Below are 15,885 nucleotides of genomic sequence, written 5' to 3'. Positions count from 1 at the left end.
TGGACACGCGTCGGACGGATACGGACGAGGAGAGCTGGGTGGGCGGCCCCGCGGATGGACTGGGCAGAGTGCCGCATTTGGCACCGCCGCTGCTGTTGCTCGGGGGTGCGGCGGCGAACATGTTCTCGCCGAAGCCCTACTACGGGCTGCCGCTGCTGGCCTGCACCTCGATGGTGGCGGGCATGAGCTACTCCTTCCGCTCCAGCGCGCTGTTCGCGCTGGCGGCCGGCGCGGTGACCGCCGGGTCGGCCTGGTACACGGGCCGCGAGGGCTCGGCGCTGGTCTCCGATGTGATCGCGGTGCTGGTGGTCAGCCTGGTGGGGCTGTGGGTCAAATGGCTCGTCGACCAGCAGGGCCGGAATCTGGCCGTCGCCCTGACGGTGGCCGAGGCGGCACAGCGAGCCGTCCTGCCCGCGCCGCCCACCGGCATCGGCCCGCTGACCGTGGCCGACCGCTATGTGGCGGCCCAGCTCGGAGCCGCGATCGGCGGGGATCTGTACGCGCTCCAGGAGACCCCGTTCGGCATCCGCGCCATGATCGGCGACGTACGCGGCAAGGGGCTGCCCGCCGTCTCGGCCGTCTCGGTCGCGGTCGGCGCCTTCCGGGAGGCGGCCGAACACGCCCCCACGCTGCACGACCTGGCCGACCGGCTGGACCGGGCCCTCGACCGGGAGGGCGAGCGCCGCAGGGGCACGGAGGACGACATCGAAGGGTTCGTCACCGCGCTGCTGGTCCAGATCCCGCCCAGCGGTGCGACGGTCACGGTGCTCAACCGGGGCCATCCGCCGCCCTACCTGCTGCACGACGGCATCGTCGCCTGCCTGGAGCCGACCCATCCGGAGCTGCCGCTGTCCACCGGGCTGGAGTCCCCGAACGGCGCGCCGGTCGAGGAGACCTTCCCGTTCGCGCCCGACGACTCGCTGGTGCTGGTCACCGACGGGGTCACCGAGGCCCGCAACGCGGAGGGCGAGTTCTTCGACGTTCAGCGGGGGCTCGGCGGGATCGGGCCGTGCCGCGCGGACGAGCTGGCCGACGCGCTGGTGAAAGCGGTGACGGAGTGGACAGGGGGTCAGCGGCAGGACGACATGGCGGTGCTGGTGCTGACCAGGGGCGAGTGACCGGCGTCGGCCGAGGGGCGCCCGAGGTGGTGTGAACGTCGGCCGAGCTCCCTTTACAGCCCGTACAGTCTCTTCGCCGTGCCGCCCGCGATCATCGCCGTCACTCTCTCCGCGTCCGACGGTGACCACTCGCCCCGCTCCACCCACTGTCCGGTCAGGGAAGTCATCGCCTCCCGGAAGAGACGGGCGCCGGTCAGATACAGCTCAGGGACCCCGTAGGCGTCGGTGGAGAACAACAGCTTGCCGAACGGGGTGAGCTCCAGCAGCTCGGCCAGCACATGGCGGGCGCGGGCACCGGTGTGGGTGAGGGTGAGACCGAAGTCGGCGTAGACATGGGGGAAGACGGCCGCCAGATAGCCGGCGCCGCGGTGGTAGGGGTAGCAGTGCAGCAGGATCAGCGGGGCCTCGTAGGGGGCCGCGGCGCGGATGAAGTCGGTCAGCAGCAGCGGGTCGCAGTGGTCCAGCCGCAGGTCGGGGTCGCCGAAGCCGGTGTGCAGCTGCAGCGGCAGCCCCGTCCGTACGGCCGACCACAGCAGGTGCCGCTCCAGTACGGGGTCGGAGAGCCTGCCGCCCTGAACCCGGGAGGCCAGCCAGCGGTCGGCGGCTGTGTAGAGGGCGGAGGTGCCGGGAGGGGTGGGGTCCAGGTCCAGGCCGCAGCGGTAGGCGACCACGGACTTGAAGCCGCGCGCCGTACGGGCCGCCTCGCGTACGGAGTCGGCGAGCTCGGCGAGGAAGGAGTGGGTGTCGCGCGCGGTGTCGGCCGCCCGTTCGGCCAGCCGTTCGAGCCGGACGATCTCGTGTGCTTCCGCCACCGCCGTCTCGGCCAGCTCGCCGGGGGTGAGCAAGGCGCCGGGCAGCCCGGTGTCCACCAGGAACGTGGCGATGCCGCTGGCCCGCAGCAACCTCCCGGTCACCTCGGTGGTGCCAAGCTCGGCGCGGCGCTCCAGGTAGGCGGCGGGCGGGCAGTGCGGTTCCAGGCCGAGCTCGGGAGCGCACCACCGCCGCACGGCGAAACCCAGCTGGGTGTCGAAGTAGCCGGCCCCTCCGCCGGGGTCCCGGGGTGGGGAATCCGGGCCAGAGGCCGGATGCGGCAGGTGCGCCTCCGTCAGATACCCCTCGAAGGCGTCCGGTTCGGGGCCCGCCCTGAGCACCCCGTGGCAGTGCTGGTCGATCAGCGGCGGAAACGAGCCACCCTGGCCTGGCAATTCAGTACCTCCCACGCGTCGCGGCGGCGATCTCGCGCTCACTCGCCCCCTCGAACAGCTCGATCTCACCGGCCCGCACAGCACGGACGGCGCCGAAGAGCGGTTCGCCCATCGCCGAGCGCAGCGTGCCGGAGCGCTCGAAGTGCGCCAGCGCCTCCCCGAGCGAACCCGGCAGCCGGCCGGGCCCGCGGTCCTGGTGCGCCGGGTCCCCAAAGACCGGTTCGGGCAGCCGTGCGGCGGCCGGGTCGGTGCCTGCTGCCAGCTCCAGCCCCGCCAGCCCCGCCGCGAGGACCCCGCCCACCAGCAGATACGGATTGGCGGCCGCGTCCACACACTTGACCTCGGCATTGGCGCTGTCCGCTGCCGCGCCGGTTCCGGCGACGAAGCGCAGCGCGGCCTCCCGGTTCTCCAGGCCCCAGCACTGGAAGGCGCCCGCCCAGCGGGACGGGCGCAGCCGCAGATAGCTGGCGGGCGACGGGGCGCCGAGCGCCAGCAGCGCGGGCAGTTCCCGCAGCACCCCGGCCAGGAACGCCTCGCACTCCCGCGTCATCCTGAACGGCCCCTCGCCGCCCGCGCACAGATTGCGGCCCTCCCGCCAGAGGCTCAGATGCACATGCCCGCCGTTGCCGACCCCGTCCGGGTCCACCACGGGTGCGAACGACGCCGTCAGGCCGTGCCGCAGCGAGACGGCGCGCACGGTCTCCCGTACGAGTACCGCGAGATCCGCGGCTCCCACCGGGTCGGACGGCGCGACCGACACCTCGAACTGGCCCGGGGCGTACTCGGGGTGGATCTGCAGCACCTCGACGCCCTGCGTACGCAGCGCCGTCACGATGTCGCGCAGATACTCCGAGTTCTCCACCAGCCGCGCCATCCCGTAGGCCGGGCCGCTGGTGGCATACGCAGGCGCGGCGTCCGCTTCCGGCAGTGGGCCGCGTACGGCAACCCACTCGGTCTCGAACCCCATCCGCAGCTCGATCCCGTGTTCGGCCAGCGCCCGCCGGGCCATCCGCCGTGCGAAGCCGCGCTGGCAGCCCGCGTACGGTTCGCCGTCCTGCTCGTAGCGGTCCACCGGCGCCCACGCCCAGCCGGGCTGTGCCGCCAGCACCGTCAGCCGGTCCAGGTCCGGCACCAGCCGCAGGTCCCCGTCCGGGCCGCCGAGGTGCTCACTCGCGGTCATCGAGTCGTCGACGAGGTAGACATCGAAGCACGGGGACATGCCCACGCCCGCGCCGACGGCCTGGGGCAGCCGGTCTGCCGGCACGGCCTTGACGCGGGTGAGCCCCGCGTTGTCCACCCAGGTGAGCGCCGTACCGTGCACCCCGGCCCCGGCCAGCCGTTCCGCCGCGGCGCGGGCCCGCTCCTCGGCAGGCCCGCCCCGTGGGCCCTGCCGCCCGTGCTGCTGACCCGTCATGTCCGCTTCCGGCCGCGCCGAGGTGCGCGGGGCGGATGCCGGACCGCGCCGTTTGGTTCCCATGCACGAGGCGTTTACTCCCCCTTCGCGATCAGGGCAAGTCGGCGTGCGCTGGGGTCCCGCATTCGCTCCGGAAGCGCTCCATGGCGGCGCCGCGGATGTGCCAACGGCAAGAAGCCTGGGTACGAGGTGCCTGACTGCGGGGCTAGTTGGGCAGGTACCCCCATGAGGCCACATCGGAGCGGGGAGGGAAACTTGGAAGGTGGCGAGACCAATGCGGCTACGGTACGGGAGCAGCGGTATGCGCATCACTGACGTCACTGGCGGTGAAGCGGCCGCCAGAGACGCCGAGCACGACGGTACGGCGGAGGGAGGTGGCGCGTCCCCCGCGGTGCCCCGGATGGTGCTGGGCATCCGGCTGCGGAGACTGCGCGAGGCACAGTACATATCGCGCCGGGAGGCCGCCGAGGCCATCCGGGTGACCCACCAGCGGATCCAGGACCTGGAGCAGGGACGCATCGGCTGCGCCCTGCGGGACGTCGCGGATCTCCTCACCATCTACGGGGTGACGGACGAGAGCGAGCGCGCGGTGCTGACCGCGCTGGCCCAGCAGGCCAACACGCCCGGCTGGTGGCACTCCTTCCAGGGAGTCGTCCCGCGCTGGCTGCACACCTTCCTGGGTCTGGAGCAGGCTGCCAGCGTGATCCGCACCTACGAGGTGCAGTTCGTGCCCGGCCTCCTGCAGACCGCCGAATACGCCCGCGCCGTCATCGAACTGCTCCACGACGAGGAGCCCGAGGCGGGCATCCAGCGGCGGGTTGACCTGCGCATGCGCCGCCAGCAGATCCTCTACGGACCGCGCGCCCCGCACGTGTGGGCGGTCATCGACGAGGCCGCGCTGCGCCGCCCCGTCGGCGGAGCGGCCACGATGCGGGCGCAGCTGCGGCACCTGAGCGCGATGAGCGAACTGCCGCACGTGACGGTGCAGATCATGCCGTTCAGCGCGGGCGGACACGCAGCAGCGGGAGGCCCCGTCACGCTGCTGCGGCTCCCCGAGAGCGAACTGCCCGACATCGTGTATCTGGAGCAGCTGCACAGCGCCACCTACCTCGAGGACGACGCCGACATCGAGGCGTACCGCCGTGTCACCGACCGCCTGGTGACCCGTGCGATGCCGCCGTCCCGGACCCGGGACATGCTCCGGGAACTCGCCGAGGAGCTGCCCGACGACGAGCCCGTGCGGCACTTCGCTGACCGGTAGAGGCTTCCCCCGCCGGTTGCGCCCACCCCGCCCGGGCCCCCTCCGCGCAGTCAGCCCGCGTCCGGTACGCGTTCGAACACGGCGGCCAGGCCCTGGCCGCCGCCGATGCACATCGTCTCCAGGCCGTAGCGGGCGCCACCGCGCCGCATCTCGTGGGCCAGCGTCGCGAGGATGCGCGCCCCGGTGGCGCCCACGGGGTGGCCCAGCGAGATGCCGGAGCCGTTGACGTTGATCCGCTGCTCGTGGTCCCGCTCGGTCAGGCCGAGTGCGCGGGTGCAGGCGAGAACCTGCGCCGCGAACGCCTCGTTCAGCTCGATCAGATCCATCTCCGCCAGGCCGAGCCCGGCCTTGGCGAGCGCGTCCCTGGTGGCCGGTACCGGGCCGAGGCCCATGGTCGCAGCGGGCACTCCGGCGCGGGCGAAGGAGACCAGCCGCACCAGCGGCCGCAGCCCCAGCCGTTCGGCGGTGGCCGCGCCGGTCACCAGGCAGGCGGCCGCCGCGTCGTTCTGCCCGCTGGCGTTGCCGGCGGTCACGGTGGCCTCCGGGTCCTCGCCGAGCCGCACGGGCCGCAGCCCTGCGAGCTGTTCGGCGGTGGTGTCCGGGCGCGGGTGCTCGTCGGTCCCGACGTGCGTCTCACCCTTGCGGGTGCGTACGGTCACCGGCACCGTCTCCGCCGCGAACCTCCCCTCGGCCAGCGCCCGTGCGGCGCGCTGCTGGGAGCGGAGTGCCAGCGCGTCCTGCTCCTCGCGGCTGACGGAGAACTCCCGGCGCAGGTTCTCCGCGGTCTCGATCATCCCGCCGGGCACCGGGTGGTGGACGCCGCCCGCGGTGACCCGGCCGCGGGCGAGCGAGTCGTGCAGCGTCAGCCCCGGTCCCTTGATGCCCCAGCGTCCCTCGTGCGTGTAGTACGGCGCCGCGCTCATCACCTCGGTGCCGCCCGCGATGACGACCTCGCTGAACCCGGCCCGTATCTGCATCGCCGCGTCCAGCACCGCCTGGAGGCCGGAGCCGCAGCGCCGGTCGACCTGGGTGCCCGTCACCGACTGCGGCAGCCCGGCGTCCAACGCCGCGACCCGGCCGAGCGCCGGCGCCTCCGAGGTGGGGTAGGAGTGCCCGAGGATCACCTCGTCGACCCGCTCGGGATCGATGCCTGTACGCGTCACGATCTCGGAGATCAGCAGTGCTGCCAGCTCCTGTGGGCGCTGCCCGGCCAGCGCGCCGCCGAACCGGCCGATGGGGGTGCGCAGGGGTTCGCAGATGACGATGTCGGCGCTGTCGGAACCGACTGGGCTACCTGTCATGCTGTGGCCTTTCCGAGGGGGAGTCAGCTGGCGGAGCGGGCAGGACGTCGTGGGCCACCTCCAGCACGCTGTGCAGCGCGGCCGACGGGTTGTCCGCGCGCCAGGCGAGCGCCGAGCGGAGCACCACGGGCGGCCCGGCGAGCGGGCGGTAGGCCAGGCCCGTCTGCTGGATATGGGTGCAGGAGGTGAGCGTGAGGGTGACCCCGACTCCCATCGCCACCAGCGCGAGGATGGTGTACGAGTCGGGCGCCTCCTGAACGACGCGCGGGATGTGCCCGGCGCGTTCGCAGGTCTGGAACGTCACATCGCGCAGGCTGGAGCCGGCGTCTGCCGGGAAGCTGACGAACGGCTCGCCCGCCAGGTCCGCGACGTCCACCCGCTCCTGCCGGGCCAGCGGATGGTCGGCGGCGAGCGCGCAGATCAGCTCCTCCTCGGCGATCACCCGGGTCGCCACGCCCGGCCTGGTCACCGGCAGCCGTACGAAGCCCAGGTCGAGGGAGCCCTCGGCGACCCTGGCCAGGGCCCGGTTGGCGTAGTTCTGGCCCTGCATCACCAGCTCGATACCCGGGTGCGCGGTGCGCACGGCGCGGGTCAGCAGGGGAAGGGTGGTGTGGCTGGACGCTCCCGCGAACCCCACGCTGACCCGCCCGAACTCGCCGCGCCCGGCGGCCTTGGCGACCCGGGTGGCGGCGTCCAGGTCGGCGAGCACCTTGCGGACCGGGGCCAGGAAGGACTCACCGGCGCTGGTCAGCCGTACCGAGCGGGTACTGCGCTCGAACAGCTGGACGCCCAGCTCCTTCTCCAGCTGGCGGATCTGCTGGCTGAGTGGCGGCTGGGCCATGTGCAGCCGCTTGGCGGCCCGTCCGAAGTGCAACTCCTCGGCCACGGCGACGAACGCGGCGAGGTAGCGCAGTTCCACGGCGGGCTCACTTTCGCGCGGGCGGCCCGGAGGGCCACTGACCTGTGATCTGGCGCTTGATCTGTCGCTCGTACTGATCTGTTGCTCGTCTTAAAAAGACTCTAATTTGGTATTGGACGCAGATCAATGGTCGCTGACAGCGTGGAACCGCGCGCACCGAGGAGAGGGAGCCGTTCATGCGGATCAGGGTCGTGGGAGCCGGCACCATGGGCCGTGGCATCGCACAGTGGGCCGTCACGGCGGGACACACGGTCGAACTCGCCGACGCGCGGCCCGAGGCGGTGGCCGACGCGGTCGCGTTCGTCCACGCCATGCTGGAGCGTGCGGTGGCCAAGGGCCGGACGAGCCGCGCGGCGGCCGACCGCGCGCGAGCGGCGCTGGTACCGCTGGACTCCCCGTACGACGCCGCGAGCGGCAGCGCCCACGACGGCACGGCCCCCGAACTGGTCATCGAGGCGGTGCTGGAGGACCTCGACGTCAAGGTGGAGCTGTTCACCGGTCTGGAGCGGACGCTGCCCGCCGCAACGGTCTTCGCGACCAACACCTCGTCGCTGTCCGTCACCCGGATCGGCGCCCGGCTCGACGACCCCGGGCGGCTGGCCGGGCTGCACTTCTTCAACCCCGTCCCGCTGATGAAACTCGTCGAGGTGGTGCCCGGCACCGCCACCCGCGCGGGCGTGACCGAGCTGCTGACCGCCTTGGTGGCGGACTCCGGGCACCGCCCGGTCACGGTGGCCGACACCCCCGGCTTCCTCGTCAACCACGCCGGACGCGGCCTGGTGACCGAGGCCTTCGCGCTGCTGGAGGAGTCCGTCGCCGGTCACCCGGCCCTCGACCGGATCGCGCGTGACGTACTCGGGCTGCGCATGGGCCCGTTCGAACTGATGGACCTGACGGGGCTGGATGTGACGGCCTCGGTGATGGACACCGTCTGGGACGGCTTCCGTCACGCCGACCGGCTCCGCCCCTCCTACCTGCCGGCCAACCGTCTCGCGGCCGGGCTCTACGGGCGCAAGTCCCGGCGGGGCTTCTACGCGTACGGCGAGGGAGAGGCGGGGCCCTCGCTCCCGGAACCCCTGATCGAGGGCGGCGACCCCGCGCGTGCCGTACGGGTCACGGGCTCCGAACTGGCGGCGCCGGCCACGCCGCACGAGCCCGGTGACGACGCGCTGGTCCTGGTGCCGACCTGGGGCACCTCGGTCGCGGCCGCCGTCGCCGAGCAGGGGCTGCCCGCCGAACGCACCCTGGGGGTCGACCCGCTGTCGCTGGACACCCCGCGCCGGGTGCTGGCCATCACCCCCGCGACAGGCGAGGACGCCGTACGGGACGCCGTGGCCGTGCTCGCCCGGGACGGGCACGCGGTCACCGTCGTACGGGACACCGCGGGCTCGGTCGCGCAGCGGCTGCTCGCCTCCATCGTGAACGTCGCCACCGGTATCGCCGAGCGCGGTATCGCGGAGCCGGCCGACATCGATGCAGCCGTCACCCTCGGCCTCGGCTATCCGCGCGGGCCGCTGGCCTGGGGTGACGAGGTGGGTGCCGCGCGCATGCTCAGCCTGCTGCGGGCCCTCCACACGGAGACGGGCGACCCGCGCTACCGGCCCACCCCGTGGCTCGCCCACCGCGCGTGCCTGGGCCTGCCGCTGAGCACACCGATGCCGCGCCTGCCGGAATGAGGAGCGCTTTCCGGAAGGGGAGCCGAGAAGAGGAGAGGGAGCAGATGGACCAGCGCGACTTCGGGCTCAGCGAGACCCAGCGGGACTTCCGTGCCGTGGCGCGGGACTTCACCGAGCGTGAGGTCGTCCCGTACGCCAGGGACTGGGACCGCGCGGAAGCGGTGGACCCCGCGATACCCGGGCGGCTGGGGGAGCTCGGGTTCCTCGGTCTGACGCTGCCGGAGGAGTACGGCGGCACACCCGCCGACATGCTCTCCTACACGGTGGTCACCGAGGAGCTGGGCCGCGGCGACTCCTCGGTCCGCGGCATCGTCTCCGTCTCGCTCGGGCTGGTCGCGAAGACGATCGCCGCGCACGGCACCGAGGAGCAGCAGCGTGAGTGGCTGCCGCGGCTCGCCGGCGGTGAGTCGCTGGGCTGCTTCGGGCTCACCGAGCCCGGGACCGGCTCCGACGCCGGCTCGCTCCGTACCAGGGCCCGGCGGGACGGCGGGGACTGGATTCTCGACGGCGCCAAGACGTTCATCACCAACGGCACCGTCGCCGATGTGGCCCTCACCTTCGCCCGCACGAGCGAGGACGGCATCACCGCGTTCCTGGTACCGACCGAGGCGCCGGGCTTCACCGCGACCGGCATCCACGGCAAGCTCGGCCTGCGCGGGCAGGCCACCGCCGAACTGACCTACGACGGCGTGCGGGTGCCGGACTCGGCGCGCCTCGGCGGGACAGGTAAGGGTCTCGGTATCGCGCTGGGCGCGCTCTCCCGCGGCCGGATCTCGGTGGCGGCCGGCTCGGTGGGGCTCGCGCAGGGGGCGCTCGACGCGGCCGTGCGCTATGCCACCGAGCGCGAGCAGTTCGGCAGGCCGGTCGCCTCCTTCCAGCTGGTGCAGGAGTTGCTGGCGGAGTCGGAGGTGGACATCCGCGCGGCGCGGCTGCTGACGTACCAGGTCGCGCGGATGGCGGACGCGGGCGCCACGCCGAGGCAGTACGCCACCGAGGCCTCGGTCGCCAAGTACCACGCGAGCGAGACGGCCGTGAAGGTCAGCAACAACTGTCTGCAGACCTTCGGCGGCTACGGCTTCATCGACGAGTACCCGGCGGGCAAGTACCTGCGGGACGCCCGCGTGCTCACCCTCTACGAGGGCACCAGCCAGGTGCAGAAGCTGATCATCGGCCGGGCACTGACCGGGATCGACGCCATGACCTGAGCGGTGCCGCGGTGGTCACCGGGGCTGCTGCTCGCTGTAGAGGGCCTCGATCTCCTGCGCGTACGCCTCGGCCACCGCCTTCCGCTTCACCTTCAGCGACGGCGTCAGCAGGCCGTTCTCCTCGGTGAACTCGCCGTCGACGATTCGGAAGCGGCGGATGGACTCGGCCGTCGAGACCGACTCGTTGGCGTAGTCGACGGCCCGCTGCACCGCGGCGACCAGCTCCGGGTCCTCGCACAGCTCGGCGAGCGGTGTGCCGGCGGGCCGCTTGCGCACCCGCAGCCAGTGCGCGACCGCCTCCGGGTCCAGGGTGACCAGCGCTGCCACGTACCGGCGGCCGTCGCCGACCACCATGCACTGCGCCACCGGTGGCCGGCTGCGCAGCCGGTCCTCCAGTGGCGCGGGCGAGACGTTCTTGCCGCCGCTGGTGATGAGGATGTCCTTCTTCCGGCCGACGATGGTCAGATACCCGTCCTCGTCCAGCTCTCCCAGGTCGCCGGTGGCGAACCAGCCGTCGGACAGCGCCTCGGCGCTCTCCTCGGGCCGGTTCCAGTACGAGCCGAAGACGATGCCGCCCTTGACGAGCACCTCGCCGTCGTCCGCGATCCGCACCGCCGTGCCGGGCACCGGGCGGCCGACGGTGCCGGGGCGCGGACCCAGCGGCGGGGTGACGGTGGCGGCCGCGGTGGTCTCGGTGAGCCCGTAGCCCTCGTAGATGACGACGCCCGCGGCGTAGAAGAACAGGCTGAGCCGGCGGTCCAGCGGTGAACCGCCGCTGATGGCGTAGCGCAGTCTGCCGCCCAGCTCCTTGCGGATGCGCCGGTAGACCAGCAGGTCGTACAGGGCCCAGGCCAGATACAGGCCGGGCGAGGGGCCCTTGCCGCTGCCCAGGAACTTGTGCAGATACGCCTCGCCGAACCGCACCGCGATCCGGTCGGCGCGGTCGAAGGAGGAGCCGCGCCCCAGCTTCTCCGCCGTCTCCCGGCCGGTGTCGTGGATCTTCTCGAAGAGGTAGGGCACGCCGACGACGAACGTCGGCCGGTAGGAGCGCAGTTCGGGGCGGAGCTCGTCCGGTTTGATGCTGGGGCAGTGCCCGAACTCGATCCGCGCGAAGAGGCAGGCGATCTGAATGGTGCGGCCAAGGATGTGCGCCAGGGGCAGGAAGAGCAGCGTGGACGCTGTCTGGCCGGTGACCGCCTTGAAGACCGGGTGCAGCAGCTCGACGGTGTTGGCGGCCTCGGCGTGCAGATTGCCGTGGCTCAGCACGCAGCCCTTGGGCCTGCCAGTGGTGCCGGAGGTGTAGCAGAGGGTGGCCGTCGTGTCCGGGCCGAGCCCCGCGCGGCGCCGGGTGAGCTCCTCGTCGGGTATCTCTCTCCCGTCCTCGGCGAGTTGGGAGAGCGCGGGGCTGTCGCCGTCGACCGGGTCGATACGGAACAGCCGGGGCCGCTCGGGCTGTTCGGCCAGCGCGGGTTCGGCGGCGGCCGCGTGCTCGGCCGTCTCCACGAACAGGAAGGCGGCGCCCGAGTCGCGCAGTATCCACGCGATCTGCTCGCTGGAGGAGGTGGCGTAGAGGGGTACGGTCTGGCCGCCGGCCGCCCAGACGGCGAAGTCCACCACGCACCACTCGTAGCGCGTACGGCACATCAGCCCGACCCGGCCCCCGGGCCGCAGCCCCGCCGCGATCAGCCCCTTGGCGACGCTCGCGACCTGGCGGGCGAAGTCGGCGGCGGTCACCGGGAGCCACTGGTCCCCGCACTTCCGGCGGATGACGACCGTATCGGGTGCCTCGGCGGCGTTGGTGAAGGGGAGATCGGCGAGGCTTCCTGAGGTGGTGGGCGCGACCAGGGGCGCGGCATGGGCCTCGCGAACGGTGCCGCCCTCCTTGATCACCTTTACCGGGCCGCGTGCGTCGAGGTCGCCGCGGCGCTTCGCTGTCCTGAGGTCCTTCCAGACGCCCATCGGGAGGCTCCTGTTCGCGGGTGCGGGTGTGGTGCCTGGGGTGGTGCGCTTGGTGACAGGACTGTCAACTTACTCACGCGTAAGAAGAAATCAATGCCCCGGACGCGAGCAGCCGGCGGCCCGGTGGCCTCCCGGTACCCTCACGATCCCCTCGCGGCCACCGGACGACTGCTCAGGACCGGATGAAGAACGCCGCGCCATTGCGCGGGCACAGACAACAATTTCCGTCCTTTTCCCGGCCGTCGAAGAAATCAAGAAAGGGCTGTTGCGCGCCGGGTTACCCGCCCGTAACGTTCATTTTCACCGGGGCGCCGCCATTCCGTCGGCGTCATGGCTCGCGAGTCATATCCCTGGCCGCAGTACGCGGCCCGGACCCCGTGGCCCGTCCGTGTCGGCCGCGGGGTCCACTCATGCGCGTAAGTGCGTTCCTCGACATTCAGGAGCTGATATGAGACGCACGCAGTCCGCATCCCCGCGCCCTGGAGCCGCGCGCCGCGCGAGCGTGGCCGCCGCCGCGGCGCTCGGCTGTCTGGCCCCCGTCCTGGCGGCGGGTACCGCGCACGCGGAGTCGGACGCCGCCGCGGCACCGGTCCAGCTCGACTACCCGCTCAGCGGCACCACGCACCTCGCCGGTACCGGCAGCGACCTGGCCCTGGGCCCTGGCACGCTGAAGACCTCGACGGACATGACCACCGGAGCGCTCACCGCACGCACCCAACTCCCCGACGCGCCGGGCTCGTTCACCGCGCTGGGTATCCCCGTCACCGTCACCACCGAGTTCATCGAGGAGGAGCCGACCACCGGGACTCTCGATCTGAAGACCGGCGCTGTCAGCACCACCTCGCATCTGACCCTGCGGCTGAAACACCTCAAGATCGCCGGTATCCCCACCCCGGTCGGGCCCCACTGCAAGACGAGGACGCCGGCGGTCATCGACCTCGACTCCGAGCCCGGCTTCAACGTCTTCAAGGGCGGCAAACTGAGCGGGACCTACACGATCCCCAAGTTCGAGCACTGCCTGCTGGCCACCCCCGTCATCAACAGCATGGTGCCCGGCGAGGGCAACACCCTCACCCTCACGCTGGGCCAGGCGGCGCCGCCCACCACGCCCGCATCCTCCTGAGAGCTGCGGCGCGCGGCTCCCGGTGGGGCGTCAGTTCCCCTCGTGGTCCCGCGGCAGCTCCGGCTCCCGGCCCTGCGCGTGAGCGCCGGCCGGGGGCCGTCCGCTCGCGCGGCGCCGCAGATGCAGCGCCCGCAGCGCCAGCTCGGTGGCGAACCGCTGTTCCGGGTCGCCGAGTTGACCGCCCAGCACCCGCTTCAGCGCCCGCATCCGGTACCGCACCGTCTGCGGGTGCAGATGCAGCACCTCGGCCATCTGGGTCGCCGTCCCCCTGGTGGTCAGCCAGGTCCGCAGGGTGTCGACCAGACGCTCCCGCTGGCCCGGCGTCAGCCCCGCGAGCGGCGCCAGCTGCCGTACCGCGAGGTGCTCGGCGAGCGCAGGATCGCCCATCAGCCACAGGGCGACCAGGTGGTTCTCGCAACGGGTGAGCCGGGCTTGGGGGAGGACACCGGACTCCACCAGGGAGAGCGTCTGCCGCGCCCAGCGCAGCGAATCGGCGGCGCTGCCCAGCTCGACCGTCACCCCCAGTACCGCGCGGCGGCCGCCGAGCGCGGACTCCAGCATGGCCTCGCGCGCCTCGTCCACCTCGCCCGGCACCAGCAAGTGCGGCCGCTGGTCGCCCAGTTCGCTCAGTACGTCGTCGTCGAGCCGGCCCGGCAGGCGTAACCCGTTGCGGTCGGCATCCGGGGACAGCGCCACCATGGTGACCCGCTCCGGTATCCGCCAGCCCACGCGCCGGGCCAGCTCGGCCAGCGGCGAAGGCGGTGCGGGACCCGAGCCTGGCGCCGGTCCCGAGCCGGGCGCCGCGACCGCCGTGGCCGTCGCGTCGGCGGTGCCGCGGGTGCCGTGTCTGCCGCCCAGGTCGGCGACGCCGGCCAGGATCAGCCGTAAGAGCCGTCCGCGCTGCGATTCCCACGCCTCGTCCCCGCCGCCCCTGGCCGCCACATAGCCCTCGCGGCACAGCGACTCGATCACGTCCGTATAGGCGAACACCGCGTCGGCGAAGGCGACGATCATGGAAGCGGGCAGGTTGTAGCGGGTGCCCACGGTGGTCGCGCGGCGCAGCCCCACCCTGGCGCCGATGCGCAGCGCCGACTGCAGACAGTGCAGCCCGCGCCCCTCGTGCGCCTCGAACTCCCCCAGCCGGTGGCAGAGTTGGTCGCGCTCGGCGGTCGAGGCCGTGGGGTCTGCGACCAGTTCGACGAAGCTGGTGAGGTTCTGGCGCACGCAGTGCAGCATCACCGTCCGGTACGAGCCCTCCAGCAGGGGCCGGTACTCGGGTACCGCTCGGCCGATCTCGTGCACCATCTCCTCTGCGACCGTGGGGAGTTCGGGCCACATGACCGCGGCCAGTTCCTGGGGGAGCGGGCCCGGCGGCTGGGTGCGGGCCCGGGAAGCCGCTGCTGTCTGCACCATGGACGTACCTTCCACTGTCGGCCTCGGAGCAGGACGTGAGCCAACCGGTCAAGGTGGGGGACGAGTCCGGTGTACGCGCGGCCGGTGCGGCCGGGCGGGCTCCGGCGGAACGTTCACCGCCTTCCGGAGCCGCGTGGGGGCGTCGCCCGAGCCGGTGGGGGCAGGGCATCGGCGCTCGCGCACCGCAGACCATAGACCAGCCGACGCGTGGGCGCAGCCCCCGCGGAGCGCGGAAGGCCGGGGGGTGCACGCGGGAGTCACCACGCTGCCACCGCGCGCGGCGCACGTCATCCGGCGCGGCCAGGGATGCGCACCCTGTGATGAATTCAGCGCCCCCGGCATTGCCAGGACACTCTCTTGTTGACAAGAAAACCAGTCGCGCGCAAACGCCATCCCGCTTCTTGAACCCAGGTATTGCCCCTCCGCGTTACCCATGCGTAACGTCCTTTCTGCCAGCCGCCCGACAAGGGCATACGGAAATGGCGGGCGCAGCGTCACGTGCGACGAGCAGTGGCTGTGCTGAGAATGTCGCCCCGGTGCGGAGTACAGCTCTTCAAATCCCACATCCAACGGAGGGAATGTCACGTGCGCAAATTCACCAGACGGGCCGCTCTCGCGGCCGTCGCCGCAACCGCAGCGCTCGGTTTCTCCGCCGCCTCCGCCTCCGCTACCTCAGCGGTGACGTGGACGGTCACCCCCGGCGGTTCGTTCTCGGCCCACGCCGCCAACCCCACCCTGTCCGTGCCCAACGCCGACCTCTACTGCGACTCGTCCGACGCCTCGGGCACGCTCAAGACCGGCTCGGGCAACGCGGGCGCCGGCCTGGGCAGCATCGACACCCTGACGTTCTCGGGCTGCTCCCTGGCCGGAATCAGCTTCGACGTCACCGTCTCCAGCCCGCTGAGCATCAACGCCGAGTCCGTCGACCCGAACAACCCCGATCGGGTCGTCGGCTCCATCTCCGGCATCACCGCCGACATCTCGGACCCCGACGGCCTGTGCACGGCCTCCTTCGCCGGGCCCGGCGGCGGTCCCGCCACGGTGACCGGCTACTTCGACAACACCACCCACCAGCTGGTCGTCAACGGCGGCAACCTCGAAGCCACCGAGGCCAACTGCCTCGGCCTGATCAACACCGGTGACGCCGCGACGTTCGACGCCGCCTACGACACCGACCCGGCCCAGACCATCACCGCCGACTGACGACCCACACCGACGACCGGAAACCCCCGCTCGCCGCACCCGCCCCACCCCGTGCGTCCCCCCGCCGCGGGCGGGTGCGGCCCCCTCC

General features: G+C 72.5%; 12 protein-coding genes. 6 read left to right on the top strand and 6 right to left on the bottom strand.

What is annotated here, in order from left to right:
• Positions 1-68 precede the first annotated feature (68 nt).
• On the top strand, positions 69-1,118 hold the full coding sequence (locus HC362_RS04645; RefSeq protein ID WP_243082500.1) for a PP2C family protein-serine/threonine phosphatase: 1,050 nt from the start codon (positions 69-71) through the stop codon (positions 1,116-1,118).
• A 53-nt stretch (positions 1,119-1,171) separates the two neighbouring features.
• Here HC362_RS04645 and HC362_RS04640 read toward each other — a convergent pair whose 3' ends face one another.
• Complete coding sequence (locus HC362_RS04640; protein WP_243082499.1) at positions 1,172-2,323, bottom strand: amidohydrolase family protein; 1,152 nt, start codon at positions 2,321-2,323, stop codon at positions 1,172-1,174.
• A 1-nt stretch (position 2,324) separates the two neighbouring features.
• Positions 2,325-3,737 (bottom strand): glutamine synthetase family protein, encoded by a 1,413-nt coding sequence (locus tag HC362_RS04635; protein WP_243082497.1) that lies wholly within the window; start codon positions 3,735-3,737, stop codon positions 2,325-2,327.
• 301 nt (positions 3,738-4,038) lie between these two features.
• Here HC362_RS04635 and HC362_RS04630 point away from each other — a divergent pair, with 301 nt between their 5' ends.
• Positions 4,039-4,998 (top strand): helix-turn-helix transcriptional regulator, encoded by a 960-nt coding sequence (locus HC362_RS04630; protein WP_243082496.1) that lies wholly within the window; start codon positions 4,039-4,041, stop codon positions 4,996-4,998.
• Between the two features lie 50 nt (positions 4,999-5,048).
• Here HC362_RS04630 and HC362_RS04625 read toward each other — a convergent pair whose 3' ends face one another.
• Positions 5,049-6,299, bottom strand: a complete 1,251-nt coding sequence (locus tag HC362_RS04625; protein ID WP_243082493.1) for an acetyl-CoA C-acetyltransferase — start codon at positions 6,297-6,299, stop codon at positions 5,049-5,051.
• Positions 6,289-7,218, bottom strand: coding sequence for a LysR family transcriptional regulator (locus HC362_RS04620; RefSeq protein ID WP_209265009.1), 930 nt, complete (start codon positions 7,216-7,218; stop codon positions 6,289-6,291). The genes HC362_RS04625 and HC362_RS04620 overlap by 11 nt, the downstream gene beginning before the upstream one ends.
• A 176-nt stretch (positions 7,219-7,394) precedes the next feature.
• On the opposite strand from HC362_RS04620, the gene HC362_RS04615 reads away from it, so the two are divergent.
• Together HC362_RS04615 and HC362_RS04610 are read left to right on the top strand one after the other, a co-directional pair.
• Positions 7,395-8,894: a 3-hydroxyacyl-CoA dehydrogenase gene (locus HC362_RS04615; protein WP_243082492.1), complete on the top strand. Its 1,500-nt coding sequence runs from the start codon at positions 7,395-7,397 to the stop codon at positions 8,892-8,894.
• A 44-nt stretch (positions 8,895-8,938) separates the two neighbouring features.
• Positions 8,939-10,099 (top strand): acyl-CoA dehydrogenase family protein, encoded by a 1,161-nt coding sequence (locus HC362_RS04610; RefSeq protein WP_243082490.1) that lies wholly within the window; start codon positions 8,939-8,941, stop codon positions 10,097-10,099.
• Positions 10,100-10,114: 15 nt separating this feature from the next.
• Here the strand turns inward: HC362_RS04610 and HC362_RS04605 are convergent, their stop codons facing one another.
• A complete protein-coding gene (locus HC362_RS04605; protein WP_243082488.1) occupies positions 10,115-12,058 on the bottom strand; it encodes an AMP-dependent synthetase/ligase in 1,944 nt (647 codons plus the stop codon).
• A 448-nt stretch (positions 12,059-12,506) separates the two neighbouring features.
• Here HC362_RS04605 and HC362_RS04600 point away from each other — a divergent pair, with 448 nt between their 5' ends.
• Positions 12,507-13,181, top strand: a complete 675-nt coding sequence (locus tag HC362_RS04600) for a hypothetical protein (protein ID WP_243082486.1) — start codon at positions 12,507-12,509, stop codon at positions 13,179-13,181.
• A gap of 30 nt (positions 13,182-13,211) precedes the next feature.
• Here the strand turns inward: HC362_RS04600 and HC362_RS04595 are convergent, their stop codons facing one another.
• Complete coding sequence (locus HC362_RS04595; protein WP_243082485.1) at positions 13,212-14,594, bottom strand: PucR family transcriptional regulator; 1,383 nt, start codon at positions 14,592-14,594, stop codon at positions 13,212-13,214.
• 585 nt (positions 14,595-15,179) lie between these two features.
• On the opposite strand from HC362_RS04595, the gene HC362_RS04590 reads away from it, so the two are divergent.
• Positions 15,180-15,797, top strand: a complete 618-nt coding sequence (locus HC362_RS04590) for a hypothetical protein (protein ID WP_243082484.1) — start codon at positions 15,180-15,182, stop codon at positions 15,795-15,797.
• Positions 15,798-15,885: the final 88 nt, after the last annotated feature.

The sequence above is a fragment of the Streptomyces sp. 891-h genome (assembly GCF_022760275.1).
GTDB lineage: Bacteria > Actinomycetota > Actinomycetes > Streptomycetales > Streptomycetaceae > Streptomyces > Streptomyces spirodelae.
This window is presented reverse-complemented; position numbering and strand designations above follow the sequence as displayed.

What these genes read in the sequence shown, in the direction of transcription:
- HC362_RS04595 (WP_243082485.1), bottom strand. Translation starts at nt 14,594, where the DNA reads ATGGTGCAGACAGCAGCGGCTTCCCGGGCCCGCACCCAGCCGCCGGGC.
- HC362_RS04615 (WP_243082492.1), top strand. Translation starts at nt 7,395, where the DNA reads ATGCGGATCAGGGTCGTGGGAGCCGGCACCATGGGCCGTGGCATCGCA.
- HC362_RS04625 (WP_243082493.1), bottom strand. Translation starts at nt 6,299, where the DNA reads ATGACAGGTAGCCCAGTCGGTTCCGACAGCGCCGACATCGTCATCTGC.
- HC362_RS04605 (WP_243082488.1), bottom strand. Translation starts at nt 12,058, where the DNA reads ATGGGCGTCTGGAAGGACCTCAGGACAGCGAAGCGCCGCGGCGACCTC.
- HC362_RS04600 (WP_243082486.1), top strand. Translation starts at nt 12,507, where the DNA reads ATGAGACGCACGCAGTCCGCATCCCCGCGCCCTGGAGCCGCGCGCCGC.
- HC362_RS04610 (WP_243082490.1), top strand. Translation starts at nt 8,939, where the DNA reads ATGGACCAGCGCGACTTCGGGCTCAGCGAGACCCAGCGGGACTTCCGT.
- HC362_RS04630 (WP_243082496.1), top strand. Translation starts at nt 4,039, where the DNA reads ATGCGCATCACTGACGTCACTGGCGGTGAAGCGGCCGCCAGAGACGCC.
- HC362_RS04635 (WP_243082497.1), bottom strand. Translation starts at nt 3,737, where the DNA reads ATGACGGGTCAGCAGCACGGGCGGCAGGGCCCACGGGGCGGGCCTGCC.